The 17,128-nt window shown below is 61.7% G+C and carries 18 protein-coding genes; 6 read left to right on the forward strand and 12 right to left on the reverse strand.

What is annotated here, in order from left to right; translation table 11 throughout:
• Positions 1 to 867 (reverse strand): CAP domain-containing protein, encoded by an 867-nt coding sequence (locus tag IF189_RS10870; RefSeq protein WP_134827312.1) that lies wholly within the window; start codon positions 865 to 867, stop codon positions 1 to 3.
• A 140-nt stretch (positions 868 to 1,007) separates the two neighbouring features.
• Positions 1,008 to 1,778 carry an alpha/beta hydrolase gene (locus IF189_RS10875; protein ID WP_192553266.1) on the reverse strand — a complete coding sequence of 257 codons (771 nt, stop codon included), beginning with the start codon at positions 1,776 to 1,778 and terminating at the stop codon, positions 1,008 to 1,010.
• Between the two features lie 112 nt (positions 1,779 to 1,890).
• Here IF189_RS10875 and IF189_RS10880 point away from each other — a divergent pair, with 112 nt between their 5' ends.
• A complete protein-coding gene (locus IF189_RS10880; protein ID WP_192553267.1) occupies positions 1,891 to 2,835 on the forward strand; it encodes an aldo/keto reductase in 945 nt (314 codons plus the stop codon).
• 56 nt (positions 2,836 to 2,891) lie between these two features.
• Here IF189_RS10880 and paoC read toward each other — a convergent pair whose 3' ends face one another.
• From paoC to paoA, 3 genes are read right to left on the reverse strand one after another with little or no spacing between them, the layout of a single operon-like run.
• Positions 2,892 to 5,090, reverse strand: coding sequence for an aldehyde oxidoreductase molybdenum-binding subunit PaoC (gene paoC, locus IF189_RS10885; RefSeq protein WP_134827310.1), 2,199 nt, complete (start codon positions 5,088 to 5,090; stop codon positions 2,892 to 2,894).
• Positions 5,087 to 6,043: an FAD binding domain-containing protein gene (locus IF189_RS10890; protein ID WP_192553268.1), complete on the reverse strand. Its 957-nt coding sequence runs from the start codon at positions 6,041 to 6,043 to the stop codon at positions 5,087 to 5,089. Before IF189_RS10890 ends, paoC begins: the two co-directional genes overlap by 4 nt.
• Positions 6,040 to 6,681, reverse strand: coding sequence for an aldehyde dehydrogenase iron-sulfur subunit PaoA (gene paoA / locus IF189_RS10895; RefSeq protein ID WP_192553269.1), 642 nt, complete (start codon positions 6,679 to 6,681; stop codon positions 6,040 to 6,042). The genes IF189_RS10890 and paoA overlap by 4 nt, the downstream gene beginning before the upstream one ends.
• 281 nt (positions 6,682 to 6,962) lie before the next feature.
• On the opposite strand from paoA, the gene IF189_RS10900 reads away from it, so the two are divergent.
• On the forward strand, positions 6,963 to 7,172 hold the full coding sequence (locus IF189_RS10900; protein ID WP_085708661.1) for a hypothetical protein: 210 nt from the start codon (positions 6,963 to 6,965) through the stop codon (positions 7,170 to 7,172).
• A 42-nt stretch (positions 7,173 to 7,214) separates the two neighbouring features.
• On the opposite strand, the gene IF189_RS10905 is transcribed toward IF189_RS10900, so the two are convergent.
• Positions 7,215 to 7,487, reverse strand: a complete 273-nt coding sequence (locus tag IF189_RS10905; protein ID WP_065260350.1) for a hypothetical protein — start codon at positions 7,485 to 7,487, stop codon at positions 7,215 to 7,217.
• Between the two features lie 231 nt (positions 7,488 to 7,718).
• Here IF189_RS10905 and IF189_RS10910 point away from each other — a divergent pair, with 231 nt between their 5' ends.
• Positions 7,719 to 8,783, forward strand: coding sequence for a hypothetical protein (locus IF189_RS10910; RefSeq protein WP_192553270.1), 1,065 nt, complete (start codon positions 7,719 to 7,721; stop codon positions 8,781 to 8,783).
• A gap of 18 nt (positions 8,784 to 8,801) precedes the next feature.
• Positions 8,802 to 9,155, forward strand: a complete 354-nt coding sequence (locus tag IF189_RS10915) for a DUF1428 domain-containing protein (RefSeq protein ID WP_192553271.1) — start codon at positions 8,802 to 8,804, stop codon at positions 9,153 to 9,155.
• A gap of 15 nt (positions 9,156 to 9,170) precedes the next feature.
• On the opposite strand, the gene IF189_RS10920 is transcribed toward IF189_RS10915, so the two are convergent.
• A complete protein-coding gene (locus tag IF189_RS10920; RefSeq protein ID WP_192553272.1) occupies positions 9,171 to 9,365 on the reverse strand; it encodes a hypothetical protein in 195 nt (64 codons plus the stop codon).
• 107 nt (positions 9,366 to 9,472) lie between these two features.
• Between IF189_RS10920 and thpR the strand changes: the two genes are divergently transcribed.
• On the forward strand, positions 9,473 to 10,012 hold the full coding sequence (gene thpR / locus IF189_RS10925) for an RNA 2',3'-cyclic phosphodiesterase (RefSeq protein ID WP_134827306.1): 540 nt from the start codon (positions 9,473 to 9,475) through the stop codon (positions 10,010 to 10,012).
• 123 nt (positions 10,013 to 10,135) lie between these two features.
• On the opposite strand, the gene IF189_RS10930 is transcribed toward thpR, so the two are convergent.
• The 5 genes from IF189_RS10930 to IF189_RS10950 all read right to left on the reverse strand — a co-directional run bounded on the left by IF189_RS10930 (position 10,136) and on the right by IF189_RS10950 (position 15,403).
• Positions 10,136 to 11,233 carry a polyamine ABC transporter substrate-binding protein gene (locus IF189_RS10930; protein WP_085708656.1) on the reverse strand — a complete coding sequence of 366 codons (1,098 nt, stop codon included), beginning with the start codon at positions 11,231 to 11,233 and terminating at the stop codon, positions 10,136 to 10,138.
• A gap of 102 nt (positions 11,234 to 11,335) precedes the next feature.
• Positions 11,336 to 12,220 (reverse strand): ABC transporter permease subunit, encoded by an 885-nt coding sequence (locus tag IF189_RS10935; protein WP_085708655.1) that lies wholly within the window; start codon positions 12,218 to 12,220, stop codon positions 11,336 to 11,338.
• Positions 12,217 to 13,098: an ABC transporter permease subunit gene (locus IF189_RS10940; RefSeq protein ID WP_371321054.1), complete on the reverse strand. Its 882-nt coding sequence runs from the start codon at positions 13,096 to 13,098 to the stop codon at positions 12,217 to 12,219. The genes IF189_RS10935 and IF189_RS10940 overlap by 4 nt, the downstream gene beginning before the upstream one ends.
• Positions 13,099 to 13,127: 29 nt before the next feature.
• Complete coding sequence (gene potA / locus IF189_RS10945; RefSeq protein WP_007957110.1) at positions 13,128 to 14,270, reverse strand: polyamine ABC transporter ATP-binding protein; 1,143 nt, start codon at positions 14,268 to 14,270, stop codon at positions 13,128 to 13,130.
• Between the two features lie 371 nt (positions 14,271 to 14,641).
• On the reverse strand, positions 14,642 to 15,403 hold the full coding sequence (locus IF189_RS10950; RefSeq protein WP_192553273.1) for a gamma-glutamyl-gamma-aminobutyrate hydrolase family protein: 762 nt from the start codon (positions 15,401 to 15,403) through the stop codon (positions 14,642 to 14,644).
• A gap of 282 nt (positions 15,404 to 15,685) precedes the next feature.
• On the opposite strand from IF189_RS10950, the gene IF189_RS10955 reads away from it, so the two are divergent.
• Positions 15,686 to 17,062, forward strand: coding sequence for a glutamine synthetase family protein (locus IF189_RS10955; RefSeq protein ID WP_085708652.1), 1,377 nt, complete (start codon positions 15,686 to 15,688; stop codon positions 17,060 to 17,062).
• Positions 17,063 to 17,128: the final 66 nt, after the last annotated feature.

Raw genomic sequence — 17,128 nt, forward strand, 5'->3', positions numbered from 1 at the left:
TCAAGGCGCGCCGAACAGCATCGTCCAGTACACACCGTTGTCACTGCGGGCATCACTGGCAAAACCGGCGCCGACCTGGGTAAACATCGGGTTCATCAGGTTGGCGCAGTGACCGGGGCTGGCGAGCCAGCCGGCCATCGCGCTGCCGGGAGAGCTTTGCCCGGCGGCGATGTTCTCGCCGATCTGCCGGCCACGGTAGCCGGCGGATCGGGCACGGTCTGCAGGCATGTCACCGTCCGGGTCCTGGTGAGCGAAGTAGTTGCCGTAGGCCATAGCCTTGCTGTGACCCTGGGCAGCGGCGCCGAGGGACGGGTTCCAGCTCAAGGGGCGGGCGGCGGCGAAACGCTGTCGTCCGCACATCCGGGGCCGGGCGCGGGCAGCGTTGACTTGCGCCAGCAGGGCCTTGCCAACGCTGCGGTTGTCGCCCATGCGACTGTCGATCACCGGTCGGGCCAACACTACTTGCCATTCACTGCGGGCGCGGCTGATGCCGATGTCGGCGTACTGCGCGTCGATCAGTGCGCTGCAATGTTCGTCCTGCAATTGATCGAACGCCTCTTCGGCATCCTCGGCCCCGACAATGCGGATGCTGCGCACGGCCACCGCCGCATAACCGGAAGACTTCAACTGCTCGCGCAACCCGCCGCCGTAGCCATAACCGATGGGCAACGCAATATTCTGCTTCAGCGCCAGTGGCGCCAGGCGTTGTGCTGCACGCCGGTCACAGCGTTGCGGATGGGCGCGCAGGTCATTGATGGCGGCCGCCAGTTGTCGTTCCGCGCCGGCATGGGCGGAGGGAGCGAGCAGAGGAGAGAGGATCAACAGGCACAGCGATACGAAGCGAGACGAACGAACGGCGTGGCGCATGGGACGCAGGACTCTGAAAAAAGACAGCGCTGACAGGGAGTTAACCGCGAATGCGGCGCGAGTAGGACTGGCCTTTCTGCACTTGGTTCACGGGGCACCCGTGGCTTTGTCCGGACGCCGACGAACTGCGCAGTGGCCGCTCACCGGTTCAACACTTCCTTCATCCATTGCAGGTATTGCGGGCGCTCGGAAATCGAATTGTGCGTCGCCTCCGGCACCACTTTCAGGGTCGCCACGCCATCCGGGAAATTGCGCAGCAGGCGTTCGCTGCTGCCCCGTGGCACCACCTCGTCATCGCTCGCTGCCATCAGCAGGGTCGGCGCACGGATATGCTCGGCGTATTTGCCGGATTCGTAACGCTCCTTGAGCAGCCATTTCACCGGCACCCACGGGTAATGCCGGACGGCGAGTTCCTGGAGGCTGTTGTAGGGTGTGACCAGAATCAGCCGTGTCACCGGCCGCTGACTGGCCAGCCGCACCGCGACGCCGGAACCGAGGCTGCGCCCGATCAGCGCAATCTGCGGATGCCTGGAAAACACCTGATCGAACAACCCCAGGGCGTCCCGGGCAATCGCCTCTTCGGACGGCGAACCGCCGCTGCCGCCAAAACCGCGATAGTGCAGCAGGTAGATCGCGTAGTCGGGAAACGCCTCGGCAAAGGCCGGCAGATTGCGCGAGACGTCTTCGGCATTGCCACCGAAATAGATCAACGCCCGCGCCCCGGAATGCTCGCGGACACTGACCCGTATGTCCGCATCGGCCAAGGTCAGAGTCATCCGCGATTCCGCCGAATCCACTGAGCCCGCCTGCGGAAAATAGATCAGCGAGCGCTGGAACACGAACAGCGCTGCACACAGGATCAGGTACAGGGCCAGCAGCAAAACGACGAGTGACATCAGGATTCTGGACATTCGGCTAACTTTAACGGGGCGTGAGGGTTTGCCCATGCAGTGTAGTTGAGCCTTCCCCGGTGACCGCCGCTGCACACAAGGTGCAACAGATCCACCCGACAGAGAAGCCAGCATGAGCCACACTGAGGGCTATTCCCGCCGCCGTCTGCTCGAGCTGGCAGCGGGGATAACGACCGTTTTCACGTTTGACCGGGCGTTGGCTGCCGCCACGTCGTCGAGTGCCCCAGGAGGCCAGACCATGCAGACCCGCGCCATCCCTTCCAGCTCCGAGCTGCTGCCGTTGGTAGGACTGGGCACCTATCGCGGCTTCGACGTCGCGCCCGGCGAACCGGCCTATAAACAATTGCCGGCGGTGCTCGACGAGCTGTTCAGAAAGGGCGGCACGCTGATCGACAGTTCACCGATGTATGGACGTGCCGAAGAAACCACCGGCGAGCTGTTGTCGATCCACGAACCCCGTTCACCGGCGTTTCTGGCGACCAAGGTGTGGACCCGCGGGCGCGAGGAGGGCATCGCGCAGATGGAAAACTCCTTTCGCCTGCTGCGCACCGACCGCATCGACCTGATGCAGATCCACAACCTGCTGGACTGGCAAACTCATCTTCCGACCCTGCGCGAATGGAAGGAACAGGGTCGCATCCGCTACATCGGCATCACCCATTACACGCCCTCGGCCTACGACGAAGTGGAAGCTGTGTTGAAGGCCGAACCGCTCGACTTCCTGCAAATCAATTACGCCCTCGATGACCGTGGCGTGGAAAAAAGAATCCTGCCGTTGTGCCGTGAACGGGGTGTGGCGGTGATCTGCAATCGGCCGTTTGGCGGTGGCGGGCTGTTGGCCCGGCTCAAGGGCAAACCCCTGCCGGGCTGGGTGTCGGACGTGCAGGTCAACAGCTGGCCGCAACTGGCGCTGAAGTTTTTGCTCTCGAACACGGCGGTGACTTGCGTAATCCCCGGCACCGGCAATCCACGCTACATGGCCGACAACGCCGGCGCCGGGTTCGGGCCGATGCTGACGGATGCGCAGCGACAGCAGTTGATTGCGTTGGTCGGGTAATTTCTATCGGAGGAATGAATAGCGCACCTGCACTCCATGCTGGTGCGCCAGCAGATTCAGATCATCGGCGGCAGCGAGTCGAGAATCTTGTCCAGGGTAATCGGATACTCCCGCACCCGCGCACCAGTGGCGTTGTAGATCGCATTCGCCACCGCCGCGCTGACCCCGCAGATCCCCAGTTCGCCCACGCCCTTGGCCTTCATCGGCGAAGAGATCGGGTCGGTTTCATCGAGGAAGATCACCTCCTGGTGCGGGATGTCGGCGTGTACCGGCACCTCGTAGCCGGCCAGATCATGGTTGACGAAAAAGCCCAGGCGTTTGTCCACCGACAGCTCTTCCATCAGCGCTGCCCCTACGCCCATGGTCATCGCGCCGATCACCTGGCTGCGGGCGGATTTCGGGTTGAGTATCCGCCCCGCAGCGCAGACCGCGAGCATGCGTCGCACCCGTACTTCGCCGGTGGCGGCATCGACCGCGACTTCGACGAAATGCGCGCCGAAGGTCGATTGCTGATACTGCTTGGCGAGGTCGGCGAATTCGATGCTGTCCTCGGCTTCGATCACACCGTTTTGCGCAGCGTTGCGCAACGGGATGTGTTTGTTGCCGAGCTGCACCTGGCCATCGGCGAACACTGCGTCACCGTCGGTCATGCCCAGTTTTGTCGTCACCGCTTCGCGCAGTTTCATGCACGCGGCGTAGACCCCCGCGGTCGAGCAATTGGCGCCGAACTGGCCACCGGAGCCGGACGACACCGGAAAACTCGAATCCCCCAGATGCACCACCACATCATCCAGGCCCACGCCCATCATTTCGGCGGCAGTCTGGGCGATGATCGTGTAGCTGCCGGTGCCGATATCGGTCATGTCGGTTTCCACGGTGATCTTGCCGTCGCGCTCCAGCCGAACTCTTGCGCCGGATTTCACCAGCAGGTTGTTGCGAATCGCCGCCGCCACGCCCATGCCGATCAGCCAGCGACCTTCGCGACGGGTGCCGGGCGTTGCATTGCGCTTGTCCCAGCCGAAGTGTTTGGCGCCGGTTTGCAGGCATTCGATCAGGCGTCGTTGCGAGAACGGCCGCTCGGTTTTTACTGGATCGACCTGGGTGTCGTTGAGGATACGGAACTGGATCGGGTCAAGCTTGAGCTTTTCCGCCATCTCGTCCATGGCGATTTCCAGTACCATCAAACCCGGTGTTTCGCCGGGCGCGCGCATGGCGTTGCCTTCCGGAAGATCCAGCGGTGCGAGGCGCATGCTTACCAGACGATTTTCCCCGGCATAGAGCAACTGACTCGGCTGCGCGGCGACTTCGACCTTGCCCTCGGCCAGGTTGCCCGACCAGCCTTCGTGGGCGATGGCGGTGAGTTTGCCGTCCGCCGTGGCGCCCATGCGGATGCGCTGGAGGGTGGCCGGGCGGTGGGTGGTGTTGTTGGCGATCTGCGGGCGGGCGAGAGCGACTTTCACCGGGCGGTTGGCCAGGCGTGCGCCGAGGGCGGCGAGGATCGAGTCTGCGCGGATGAACAGCTTGCCGCCGAAACCGCCGCCGATGTAGGGCGAAATCAATCGCACTTTTTCTTTGGGCAGGCCTAGGGTGGTGGCGACGTCGCCGACGCTCCAGGCGATCATCTGGTTCGAGGTCCACAGGGTCAGCTGATCGCCTTGCCACGCGGCGAGTGTCGCGTGGGGTTCCATCATTGCGTGGGACTGGTCCGGGGTGCTGTAGGTCTGGTCGAACTGCACCGGGGCGGCGGCGAAGGCCGTGGCGAAGTCGCCGTGTTTGACGTCCGGCAGTTCTTCCTTCGGCTCCTTGCCCTGATCGCGTACCGCGGCCAGATCGAACTGGCCTTTGTCTGTCGCGTACTCGACATGCACAAGCTGCGCGGCGGCCCGTGCCTGTTCGAAGGTTTCGGCGACAACCAGCGCCACTGCCTGGTGATAGTGCTGCACCTCGGGCCCGGCCAGCAGGCGCGCGGCGTTGTATTTGCCCTTGCCGAGTTTGCCGGCATTGGCGGCGGTGACGATGGCCAGCACGCCGGGGGCGGCGTGGGCCTCATCCAGATCCATGCGCGTGATGCGACCCTTGGCGATGGCCGCACCGACCATGACGCCGTAAGCCTGATTTTTCACTGCTTCATGTTGTTCGTAGGCGTAAGGGGCCGTACCGCTGGTCTTCAGCGGACCTTCGATGCGGTCGGTGGGTTTGCCGATGACCTTCAACTGGTCAATCGGATTGGTCGCGGCGGGCGTGTCGAATTTCATGCTTCGTCCCTCGCTTGGGCCAGCACCGAGGCGAGCGTGCGCTCCACCAGCGTTACCTTGAACTGGTTGTCATGGGTGGGCGTGGCGCCGTCGAGCAGACGTGCGCTGACGGCTTTCGCGCCTTGAGGCAGCAGCGCTTCTGCCGCCTCGACCCGCCAGGGTTTCGGCGCGATGCCGCCGACGGCAATGCGGCCGCTGCCGTCCTTTTGCAGGATCAACCCGACAGACACCAGCGCGAAGGCATAGGATGAACGGTCCCGCACTTTGTGATAGACGTGGGTGCCGCCCACCGGAGCGGGCAGGGTGACGCCGGTAATTAATTCCCCGGGTGTGAGCGCGGTTTCGATGTGCGGTGTGCTGCCGGGCAAAGCGTGGAAATCAGCCATGGCGATGCGTCGGGTGCTGCCATCGGGTTTGAGGGTTTCGATCTGCGCATCCAGCGCCCGCAGGGCAATCGCCATGTCGCTGGGGTGCGTGGCGATGCACGCGTCGCTGACACCGATGATCCCCAGTTGCCGGGTGACCCCGCCAATCGCCGCGCAACCACTGCCGGGATTGCGTTTGTTGCAGGCCTGGTTGGTGTCGTAGAAGTACGGGCAACGAGTGCGTTGCAGCAGGTTGCCGGCGGTGGTTGCCATGTTGCGCAATTGCCCCGAGGCCCCGGCCAGCAAGGCCCGCGAAAGCAGGGCGTAGTCTTTGCGCACACGCGGGTCGGCGGCCAGATCGGTGTTGCGCACCAGCGCACCGATGCGCAAACCGCCCTCGGGGATGGCTTCGATCTGGTCGAGCCCCAAGTGATTGACGTCGATCAGGTGCGGCGGCGTTTCGATGTCGAGCTTCATCAAATCCAGCAGGTTGGTGCCGCCGGCGATGAACCGCGCGCCTGCCACCTGCGCCGCTTGGGCAGCGGCTGCGGCGGGGGAGTCGGCGCGACTGTAATTGAACGCTCTCATGCCGAGACCTCCGCGACTTCGCTGATGGCTTCGATGATGTTGGAGTAGGCGCCGCAACGGCAAATGTTGCCGCTCATGCGTTCCTGCAATTCGCTGGCGATCAGTTGCGGCGGCTCGGTCAGGTTGGGGCTGGCGTGACTGGGAATGCCGTCGCGGATTTCCTTGAGCACGGCCACCGCCGAGCAGATCTGCCCCGGCGTGCAATAGCCGCACTGATAACCGTCATGCTTGATGAACGCCGCTTGCATCGGATGCAGGTGGTCCGGCATGCCGAGGCCTTCGATGGTGGTGACCTTGGCGCCGTCCTGCATCACCGCCAGGGTCAGGCACGAATTGATCCGCCGGCCATCGACGATCACCGTGCAGGCGCCGCACTGGCCGTGGTCGCAGCCTTTTTTGCTGCCGGTCAGGTGCAGGTGCTCGCGAAGAGCATCCAGCAGCGTGGTGCGGGTATCGATATCAAGGGCCTGCGGCGTGCCGTTGACTTCAAGCGTCACTTTGCTCATGGCCGGTTGCTCCAGACTGGCCGCGTAGGCCTTGAGGCTGATGAAAGGCGGTAGCGCAAAGGCTGTCGCTGTCACGGCGCCGAGAATCAGGAACCGGCGTCGGGACATCCCCGATGGCGGATGATCGTTCATGGCTGGGCTTCCTCTGATCAGGTCGGCGGGTCGCGAATGACCCGCACGCATGCCGGCGTGGTTGCCAGTCTTGGTCTGTTCTAGGAGTGACCGCCAGGGAGAGGAAAAGGTTTTGTCGGATTTTTGTTCGGGTATCAGGCCCGCCACGCAGAGGCAAACGAGGCGATCAACGGTCACGGGTCGTCAGTGAATCATCGGTGTTTTCCCCGGTCGAAACCGCGGCTGCGCGCACCGCGCTGACCACTTCCGTCGTCAAGACCTTGGTTTTAGGGAAATTCTGAATGATGCGTGCAACAAGCCTGTTGCTGACAGTTTCTGCCGCCGTACTGCTGGGCGGTTGTGTGGCGGACTTTGATGATGACTACCGCCATGGCCGGCATTACGACCGTGATCATGGCCGTTATTACGATCATGACCGGCGCTGGGATGATCGCGACTATGACCGTCGCGACGGGCGTCGCTACCATCGCGGCGATAACGACGACCAGTAATGGGCAAAAAGGGGCGTTCCCTCACGGGAACGCCCCTTGGCATTAAAAATGAGCGTTCGCCCGGACGCTGGATCGCGCAGGCACGGAGGCCTCGATGTCCAGCAAATGGGTGGCGAGTATGTCGCTCAGAAAGCGGAACTGATCGTTGAGGCCCACCACTTCATTGCTGAAGTGATTACTCGCGGCGGGCATCAGCAGATCTTCGAAATCTTCGTTGAACACCAGCGCCTGTGTCTTCAGCGACACCGGATGCTGGTCGTAATAGTTGTTGCCGAAGACCGGGAAGCTCACGGCGAGGGTGACGGTATGACTCATGATGTGAACTCCTCGTGGTGTGTGTCTCGGATGGGTGAATCCTGCGCCGGACGCGTCTGATGCGGAAGGCAATCGTCGTAATGGTGATCATCGACGTCAGTGATGGTTGGAACAAAAGCTGAAATCCCGCGCCCGGAATCGAGGATTGATACAACCGGACAAACGGCTGAAACCCGCACCTATACTCAAGTCGTTACCTCCAGATCTGACCCACCAAAGGACACCGCCACCGTGAACCTGCGTGCGCTGCTCGTCGCCGCACTGATGTTGCTGGCCGGTTGCGCGAGTTCGGCGCGGGGCCCGGCGAGCGCGCCGGCGGTGGTGGTTTCGCCGGGCACCTGGCAACAGATCGACCGGGATATCGTTGTGGCTTCCCGGCAGTCCACCGAACAGGTCAAGGCTTTTGCCCGCGGTTCGATGGAACATTGGCGCATTCGCGTCTACGAGCAAACTGAAGAAAAATTCATCCCGTGGTTCAGCAGCTACTGGACCCAGGAATGGCTGTCGATGAAGGTCAGCTGGTACACCCTCAGCGCCGGTGGCGAGCAGGACGCCTCATCCAAGCGTCTGGCCGCCTATTTGCTGGAGCAATATCAGGAGCGGGTGCTGGCCCCGGTGGCTCAGGAGATCGATCCGGACGCGATCCTCGCCCAGTCCACCGCGTTTTACGCGCAGCTGATGGCACAGCAGATGCCGGTCATCGCCCAGCGCTATGGCGTGCCCGTCGCCCAGCTCAACGGGCATTTGCAGAAAATTCCCGCCATCGCCCTCGGGCCACCGCCGGCCCGGGATGCCTCGCTGTATCAGGTCGTCAGCACCGAGCCGTTGAACACCTTGCCGGCCTATGCCGCGCTGATCGACAAGATTCACACCGAAGGCGGGGCCAAGGGCATCGCCTCGACCGATGCCGGCATGGCCCCGGTGGCCAAGCGTGCCAGCCAGCGCATGGAGGCGGAGATGGCGCCCCGGGGCGCGGCCAGTGCGGTGGCGGCGGCGGCCGGCAAACTTGTCGGCGGGGTGATCTCGGTCGGCGTGGCGGGCATCCGCGCCATCCTTCAGGCCAATGATCGTCCGGACAGCGAAGCGCTGATCCGCAGCAGCCTGGGCAACACGTTCGACAAGGCCTGGCTGAAACTGGTGCAGAACCCGACGACCGGCGTGATGGCCGGTACGCTACACATGGCGGCGCAGGTCGAGGGTAATCTCGGGGGAGCAGAGCAACCGTCGGTCGGATTGGGCACCACACCTGTCGAATGGCATCCGCCTGAGTCGACTAGTCAGCAGATCAATCCCTAAACCCGCAGGAGCACGACCATGGCTTACATCGATGTTTTTGTCGCACCCGTTCCGAACGCCAATCGCGAACAGTACAAAAAACACTGCGAAATCGCCGAGAAGTTGTTCAAGGAATACGGCGCCCTGGAGGTGGTTCAAGGCTGGGGCGATGACGTGCCGGACGGCAAGGCCACCTCATTTCCGATGGCGGTGAAACTCAAGGAGGGCGAAACCGTGTCGGCAGGTTGGCTGGTCTGGCCGGACAAGGCTACCCGCGACGCCGGCATGGGCAAAATGATGGAAGATCCGCGCATGCAGCCGGACGTCAATCCGATGCCATTCGATGGGATGCGAATGATTTTCGGCGGCTTCAAGAACATTCTCGAGTCTTGAGGCAGAACAGCCGGATCACTCCGCCGACGGGGTGATCCGGCAGCCTTTGCGGTTGCGAATCTGCTCGTCCGTCGGCCGCTCGCGCACGAATTCGAAACGCGGTTCTCCCTCGTTGTAATGCACCAGCCAGCCCCACTCCAGTTCGCTTTCATCCTGCCCGGGATTCGGCGGTCGGGCCCACCAGGGTTCTTTGCTGAGGATCTCGCGCATGACGTCCTCCGGTTGATGGCAATCGTTGAACTATAAACCCCAGGCCGAGAGTCGCCAGAAACGGGCGTGTAGAATCCAGGGATCTCGACGAACGAAGGAGCGTGGCCATGACGGACGAAACACGCGGGGATCAACCGTTCAAGCGGCTGTTCTTTGCCTTGGACTGCCCGCCGACGCAGCGCAAGGCGATTGCCCAGTGGCGCAGCGAACTGGGGCTGCGCACCGGCAAACCGGTGCCGGCGGACAACTTTCACCTGACGCTACTGTTTCTCGGCGCGGTGCCGTTGGCGCAGATTGGTGAAGTCTGTGAGGCGGCAGCGAAAGTGCGCACGCCGGGCGAGGCGCTGAGGATTTCGCTGGACCGGTTGCAGGTCTGGCATCGCGCCGGGGTGTTGTCGCTGGCGCCGGAGCAGGCACCACAGGGATTGCTGCGATTGGTCTACGCGCTGGAGCAGGCAATGTTGCCGTTCGGGTTTGAGGAGGCGACGCGTGAGTATCGTCCGCACCTGACGCTGGCCCGGGACTATCGCGCTCCGGAGCCGGAATCCGCCACGCCACCGGAGTTCTTCCTGCGGGCTGAACGCTTTGCGCTGTTCGAATCCCACAAGGGCCGCTACCGATCGTTGGCCGATTGGCCGCTGACCTGAGCCCACAAAAAAAGGCGCCCGAGGGCGCCTGAATTCACCTGAACCGAGGGAGGCCAGGTGAGGCCGTTCAGAGCGAGGGTGCAGCGGTGGTAAGGCGCTGCGTGAACGGAAATTGATGTGTGTTTACTTGCCAAGTTTCACGCGGGTCCAGCCCCGGGTCATGATCCGTTGCGTGGCAATCGGTTGATCCGGCACCGCGTACAGCGTGGCCATCACTTCCTGCGACGGGTACGAGCCCGGGTCGTTGCGGATCGCTTCGTCCACCAGTGGCGTGGCGGCGGCGTTGGCGTTGCTGTAGCCGTTGCTGTTGGTGATTTCGGCGATGATGTCCGGACGCATCAGGAAGTCCATGAACAGGTACGCGTTCTCGACGTTCGCCGCATCGCGCGGGATGGCGACCATGTCGTAGAAGCTGCCGGCACCTTCCTTGGGAATGCTGTAGTCGATCACCACGTTGTTGCCCGATTCCACCGCGCGGGCCTTGGCCTGCAGCACGTCACCGGAGTAACCGACCGCCACGCAGATGTTGCCGTTGGCCAGGTCCGAGATGTATTTCGACGAGTGGAAGTACGCCACGTTCGGGCGAATCTTCATGAACAGTGCCTCGGCTTCCTTGATGTGCGCGGTGTCCTTGTCGTTCACCGGATAGCCCAGGTAGTGCAGGGCAGCCGGGATCATTTCGGTCGGCGAGTCGAGGAAACTGATGCCGCAAGCCTTGAGCTTTTCGGCGTTCTCCGGTTTGAACAACAGGTCCCAGGAATTGGTCGGCGCGTTCTTGCCGAGCACTTCCTTGACCTTGGCCGGGTTGAAACCGATGCCGATCGAGCCCCACATGTACGGGAACGCATGGGCGTTGCCCGGATCACTGGCGGAGGCGTTTTTCAGCAGCACCGGGTTGAGATTCTTCCAGTTCGGCAGCTTCGATTTGTCCAGGGTCTGATAAACCCCGGCCTTGATCTGCTTGGCCAGGAAACTGTTGGACGGCACCACGATGTCGTAGCCGGATTTGCCCGCGAGCAGACGCGCTTCGAGGGTTTCATTGCTGTCGAACACATCGTAGGTCACGCGGATGCCGGTCTCGTCCTCGAACTTCTTGACGGTGTCCGGGGCGATGTAGTCCGACCAGTTGTAAACGCGCAGCACCTTGTCGTTGGCCTGGGCACCCGTGGCGATTGCGCCCAATAAGGACAGTGTCAGCAGAGTCCTGCCAAACATTTTCATCGGTACAACTCCATTCTTTTTATTCAAAAGCTTTATTCAAAAACACAAAGCGGAATTTCAGTGAATCGGTGGCGGGGGAGAGCCTCCCTCGCCACCCGGTACTCAGGCTGTCGCTGCCACTCGTTGAGGTTGCGGTTGCTGCCACGATTCGTTGGCGGTCTGATCCATCGCTTCCTGAATCGCACGCTTGCGGTTGGCTTCTGCCTTGCGACCGAAGTACCAGACCAGGAAGGTCACCAGCGACACCGCCAGCAGAATCAGGCTGGCCACGGCGTTGATCTCGGGTTTCACGCCCAGACGCACCGCCGAGAACACTTCCATCGGCAGGGTCGTCGAACCCGGGCCGGAGACGAAGCTCGCCAATACCAGGTCATCCAGCGACAGGGCGAACGACATCATGCCGCCCGCTGCCAGCGACGGCGCGATCATCGGGATGGTGATCAGGAAAAACACCTTGAACGGTTTCGCGCCCAGATCCATCGCCGCTTCTTCGATCGACAGGTCCAGCTCGCGCAAGCGGGCGGAGACTACCACCGCCACATAAGCGGCACAAAACGTGGTGTGGGCGATCCAGATGGTGACGATGCCACGCTCCTGGGGCCAGCCGATCAATTGCGCCATCGCCACGAACAGCAGCAACAGCGACAGACCGGTGATCACCTCAGGCATAACCAGCGGTGCGGTGACGAGACCACCGAACAGCGTACGGCCCTTGAAGCGCGTCACGCGGGTCAGCACGAACGCGGCGAGGGTGCCCAGCGCCACCGCTGCGACAGCGGTGTAGCAGGCGATTTCCAGCGAACGCACCACCGAGCCCATCAACTGAGTGTTGTCGAGCAAACCGACGTACCACTTCACCGACCAGCCGCCCCAGACCGTCACCAGTTTGGAGGCGTTGAACGAGTAGATCACCAGAATCAGCATCGGCAGATAGATGAACATCAGGCCGAAGATCAGCATGAACTTTGAAAATCCGAAGCGTTTCATCCCCGTCCCTCCATCTCTTTGGCCTGGCTGCGGTTGAACAGCAGGATCGGCACAATCAGGATCAACAGCATCACCACCGCCAGAGCAGATGCCACCGGCCAGTCGCGGTTATTGAAGAACTCTTGCCACAGCACGCGACCGATCATCAGGGTCTCCGGGCCACCCAGCAGTTCCGGAATCACGAACTCGCCCACCACCGGAATAAACACCAGCATGCAGCCGGCGATGATGCCGTTCTTGGCCAGCGGCACGGTGATTTTCCAGAAGTTGTTGAAGTTGCTCGAACCCAGATCCTGCGCGGCTTCCAGCAGGCTGCCGTCGTGTTTCACCAGGTTGGCGTAGAGCGGCAGCACCATGAATGGCAGGTACGCATAGACCACGCCGATATACACCGCCGTGTTGGTGTTGAGGATCTCGATCGGGTGATCGGTAAGCCCGGTCCACATCAGGAACGCGTTGAGCAGGCCGTTGTTGCTGAGGATGCCCATCCACGCATACACGCGGATCAGGATCGCGGTCCAGGTCGGCATCATGATCAACAGCAGCAGGACGTTTTGCGCTTCCTTGCTGGCCTTGGTGATCGCGTAAGCCATCGGGAAACCGATCACCAGGCACATCATCGTGCTCAGCGCCGCGACCTTCAGCGAACCGAGGTACGCCGACAGATACAGCTCGTCTTCGCCGAGCATGGTGTAGTTGCCGATGTTCAGGAACAGCTGGAATTTCTGTTCGGCGTAGGTGTAGATCTCCGAGTACGGAGGGATCGACAGCGCGGCTTCCGAGAAGCTGATCTTCATCACCAGGAAGAACGGCAGCATGAAGAACAGGAACAACCAGATGAACGGGATGCCGATGACGAACTTTCGCCCGCTGGGCACCAGGCGCAGGAATTGCTGATTGAAGGTTCTCATGAGCGCAGTACCACGCCGCTGTCGTCTTCCCACCAGACGTAGACCTTGTCGTCCCAGGTCGGACGCGCGCCACGGCGTTCGGCGTTGGCCATGAACGACTGGACGATCTTGCCGCTCGGCAATTCGACGTAGAACACCGAGTGGCCGCCGAGGTAGGCGATGTCATGCACCTTGCCTTCGGACCAGTTGTAGCGGGTCTCCGGCTTGATCGTGCTGACGAGCATTTTTTCCGGGCGGATCGCGTAGGTGATCGACTTGTCCTGCACCGACGTGCTGACGCCATGACCGACGTAGATCTTTTGCTGCAAGTCCGGGCTGTGAATGATCGCGTGACCTTCGAGGTCCTCGACCACGGTGCCGTCGAAGGCGTTCACGTTGCCGATGAATTCGCAGACCATGCGGCTGACCGGCGCTTCATAGATGTCGACCGGGCTGCCGATCTGGGCGATCCAGCCCAGGTGCATGATCGCGATGCGCTCGGCCATGGTCATGGCCTCTTCCTGGTCGTGGGTCACCATCACGCAAGTCACGCCGACGCGCTCGATGATCTCAACCAGCTCAAGCTGCATTTGCGAGCGCAGCTTTTTATCCAGTGCGCCCATCGGTTCGTCGAGCAGCAACAGCTTCGGACGCTTGGCCAGGGAGCGGGCGAGGGCCACGCGCTGACGCTGGCCGCCGGACAGTTGATGCGGGCGGCGCTTGGCGTATTGGGTCATGTGGACGAGGCGCAGCATTTCTTCGACGCGGGCGTCGATTTCGCTGGCCGGCAAACGGTCCTGCTTGAGGCCGAAGGCGATGTTCTGCGCGACAGTCATGTGCGGGAACAGGGCGTAGGACTGGAACATCATGTTGATCGGCCGCTCGTAGGGCGGCATGTCGGTGATGTCGACACCGTCGAGCAGAATGCGTCCTTCAGTCGGCCGCTCGAAACCGGCGAGCATGCGCAGCAGGGTCGATTTGCCCGAGCCGGAGCCGCCGAGCAGGGCGAAGATTTCGCCCTGATGGATCTCCAGGGACACATCGTCCACCGCAGTGGTTTCGTCGAACTTCTTGGTGACTCGATCGACTTTCACCAGAACCTTTTTCGGTTGCTGATGACCTTCAAGAGCCTTCCTGTAAGTGCTGGAGGCGTTTGCCATGTGAAACTCCCAACAGGTTTCAGTCGCCGGGCCAACGCGGCCTGGCTTAAGAGTGGATTGCAGACTTGCAAGAGCATTTCCAGTCGGACCACATCCCCTGTGGGAGCGGGCTTGCCCGCGATGGCGGCGGGTCAGTCACCTCTATGTCGAAAGTGACGGCCTCATCGCTGGCAAGCCAGCTCCCACAGGGTTTTGCATTGATCCGAATGGCACTGCTCTTGCCGATCCGTCTTGGTCGGCGCCGCCGTCCTGGCTGCCTGGGTAGTACTTGTTGTTATTACGGTTTGTTGTTTTCACGGATGACGGATGCGCAAACGCGCAGCCGCCGACCCCGCGGGGGCAGTAAATGGTTTTGCAATCGTTGGGTGGCGTCAGCGCTGGTTGCGTCGCGCCGCACGCTGGCGGCAGGCCTCGCCGAACGCCTGGAAAATTCGCAGGTAGTTCGGGTTGTCCAGCACCTGCCATTCCGGGTGCCATTGCACGCCGAGGGCAAAGGTCGGGCTGTGCTCCACCGAGACCGCCTCGATCAGGCCATCCGGCGCCACGGCTTCGGCGCGCAGGCCGGGAGCGATGCGGTCGATGCCCTGACTGTGAATCGAGTTGACCTGGAATTCACCCGGCAGCTCCAGCGCTTCGAACACGCCACCGGGCAGTACCGACACGGCATGAGCCGGGGCGTATTGCACGGCGACATCCGGGCTGTCGGCTTCGCGGTGATCGAGCATGCCCGGCAGCTCATGCACCTTCTGGTGCAGGCTGCCGCCGAACGCCACGTTCATTTCCTGGAAACCGCGGCAGATGCCGAGTAGCGGAACGCCCGCCGCGATGGCTGCACGTAATAGAGGAAGGGTAGTGGCATCCCGCGCCGGATCGTGATCCGTGCCGGGAGCGCTGGCCGGGCCCTGATAGTGGAAGGGTTCCACATTGGACGGCGAGCCGGTCAGCAACAGACCGTCGAGCTGACCCAGCAGGTCTTCGATTTCAGTCAGTTTGCCAAGTGAAGGAATGACGACGGGCAACCCCAGCGCCGCAACGCTGACAGCGCGAACGTACTTGTCGCCGCTGATGTGATAGGGGTGCAGGCCAATCTGTTTGACGCACGCAGTAACGCCGATCAATGGCTTGAATGCCATTTTTATTCACCTCGAAGTTTGACACTTGAACGAGCTTTTCCGGAGCTTAGCCTCGTTGATTTTAATTAACAACTCCCATGTAAAAAATTCTAAACGCCGTTCATCAAATCTTCATCAAGACCGGGGCTCTGGCGCCTGCGTTGGCACGAGATTGTTAAAAAAAGCCCGAAAAATAAACGCTGAACGGCCATGTGTTCGCTATTGACTTCACTTTGCCGTTCGGGTTGACTGGCTCCGCGAAACAGCAGTGAACATAATAATTAACAGCTAAATAGGTGCATCATGTCGGTCCCTCTGCGTGCCGTTCAACTCAACGAAGCAAACGCATTCCTTAAGAAACATCCTGAGGTTTTGTACGTCGACCTTCTGATTGCAGACATGAACGGTGTGGTGCGCGGCAAGCGCATCGAGCGCACCAGTCTTCATAAGGTGTACGAAAAAGGCATCAACCTGCCGGCCTCGCTTTTCGCCCTCGACATCAATGGCTCCACGGTGGAAAGCACCGGTCTGGGCCTGGACATCGGCGACGCCGACCGTATCTGCTACCCGATCCCGGGCACCCTGAGCATCGAGCCTTGGCAGAAGCGTCCGACCGCCCAACTGCTGATGACCATGCACGAACTGGAAGGCGAGCCGTTCTTCGCCGACCCGCGTGAAGTGCTGGCCAACGTGGTACGCAAATTCGACGAATTGGGCCTGACCATCTGCGCCGCGTTCGAACTCGAGTTCTACCTGATCGACCAGGACAACGTGAACGGCCGTCCGCAATCGCCGCGTTCACCGGTGTCGGGCAAGCGTCCGGTATCGACTCAGGTTTATCTGATCGACGATCTCGACGAATACGTCGACTGCCTGCAAGACATCCTCGAAGGCGCGAAAGAGCAGGGCATTCCTGCCGACGCCATCGTCAAGGAAAGCGCCCCGGCGCAGTTCGAAGTCAACCTGCACCATGTTTCCGATCCTGTTAAGGCGTGCGACTACGCCGTCCTGCTCAAGCGTCTGGTGAAAAACATCGCCTACGACCACGAAATGGACACCACCTTCATGGCCAAGCCGTATCCGGGCCAGGCGGGCAACGGTCTGCACGTGCACATTTCGATTCTGGACAAAGAAGGCAACAACATCTTCGCCAGCGAGGATCCCGAGCAGAACGCCGCGCTGCGCCACGCGATCGGCGGTGTGCTGGAGACCCTGCCTGCGCAAATGGCCTTCCTGTGCCCGAACGTCAACTCGTACCGCCGCTTTGGCGCGCAGTTCTACGTGCCGAACTCGCCGAGCTGGGGCATCGACAACCGCACCGTGGCCGTCCGCGTACCGACCGGCTCGGCGGACGCCGTGCGCATTGAACACCGTGTCGCCGGTGCCGACGCTAACCCGTACCTGCTGATGGCTTCCGTTCTGGCCGGTATTCACCACGGCCTGACCAACCAGATCGAGCCGGGCGCCCCGGTCGAAGGCAACAGCTACGAGCAGAACGAACAGAGCCTGCCGAACAACCTGCGCGACGCCCTGCGTGAGCTGGACGACAGCGAAGTCATGGCCCGCTACATCGACCCGATGTACATCGACGTGTTCGTCGCGTGCAAGGAAAGCGAGCTGGCCGAGTTCGAAAACTCGATCTCTGACCTTGAGTACAACTGGTATCTGCATACCGTCTGACGCTCGAGCGCTCACCCCGCAAGCACCGCTGCTCCCGAGGGAGCGGCGGTCACCTCTTTCTCTGTG

The organism is Pseudomonas sp. IzPS59 (assembly GCF_014863505.1).
In the GTDB taxonomy this organism is placed as follows: Bacteria; Pseudomonadota; Gammaproteobacteria; order Pseudomonadales; family Pseudomonadaceae; genus Aquipseudomonas; species Aquipseudomonas kribbensis.

Bases quoted from the DNA above. Each gene is read 5' to 3' on its own strand.
- IF189_RS10875 (WP_192553266.1), bottom strand. From the start codon at position 1,778: ATGTCCAGAATCCTGATGTCACTCGTCGTTTTGCTGCTGGCCCTGTAC.
- paoA (WP_192553269.1), bottom strand. From the start codon at position 6,681: ATGAACGATCATCCGCCATCGGGGATGTCCCGACGCCGGTTCCTGATT.
- IF189_RS10930 (WP_085708656.1), bottom strand. From the start codon at position 11,233: ATGAAAATGTTTGGCAGGACTCTGCTGACACTGTCCTTATTGGGCGCA.
- IF189_RS10915 (WP_192553271.1), top strand. From the start codon at position 8,802: ATGGCTTACATCGATGTTTTTGTCGCACCCGTTCCGAACGCCAATCGC.
- IF189_RS10920 (WP_192553272.1), bottom strand. From the start codon at position 9,365: ATGCGCGAGATCCTCAGCAAAGAACCCTGGTGGGCCCGACCGCCGAAT.
- IF189_RS10935 (WP_085708655.1), bottom strand. From the start codon at position 12,220: ATGAAACGCTTCGGATTTTCAAAGTTCATGCTGATCTTCGGCCTGATG.
- IF189_RS10890 (WP_192553268.1), bottom strand. From the start codon at position 6,043: ATGAGAGCGTTCAATTACAGTCGCGCCGACTCCCCCGCCGCAGCCGCT.
- IF189_RS10870 (WP_134827312.1), bottom strand. From the start codon at position 867: ATGCGCCACGCCGTTCGTTCGTCTCGCTTCGTATCGCTGTGCCTGTTG.
- IF189_RS10900 (WP_085708661.1), top strand. From the start codon at position 6,963: ATGATGCGTGCAACAAGCCTGTTGCTGACAGTTTCTGCCGCCGTACTG.
- IF189_RS10880 (WP_192553267.1), top strand. From the start codon at position 1,891: ATGAGCCACACTGAGGGCTATTCCCGCCGCCGTCTGCTCGAGCTGGCA.
- thpR (WP_134827306.1), top strand. From the start codon at position 9,473: ATGACGGACGAAACACGCGGGGATCAACCGTTCAAGCGGCTGTTCTTT.
- potA (WP_007957110.1), bottom strand. From the start codon at position 14,270: ATGGCAAACGCCTCCAGCACTTACAGGAAGGCTCTTGAAGGTCATCAG.
- paoC (WP_134827310.1), bottom strand. From the start codon at position 5,090: ATGAAATTCGACACGCCCGCCGCGACCAATCCGATTGACCAGTTGAAG.
- IF189_RS10905 (WP_065260350.1), bottom strand. From the start codon at position 7,487: ATGAGTCATACCGTCACCCTCGCCGTGAGCTTCCCGGTCTTCGGCAAC.
- IF189_RS10950 (WP_192553273.1), bottom strand. From the start codon at position 15,403: ATGGCATTCAAGCCATTGATCGGCGTTACTGCGTGCGTCAAACAGATT.
- IF189_RS10955 (WP_085708652.1), top strand. From the start codon at position 15,686: ATGTCGGTCCCTCTGCGTGCCGTTCAACTCAACGAAGCAAACGCATTC.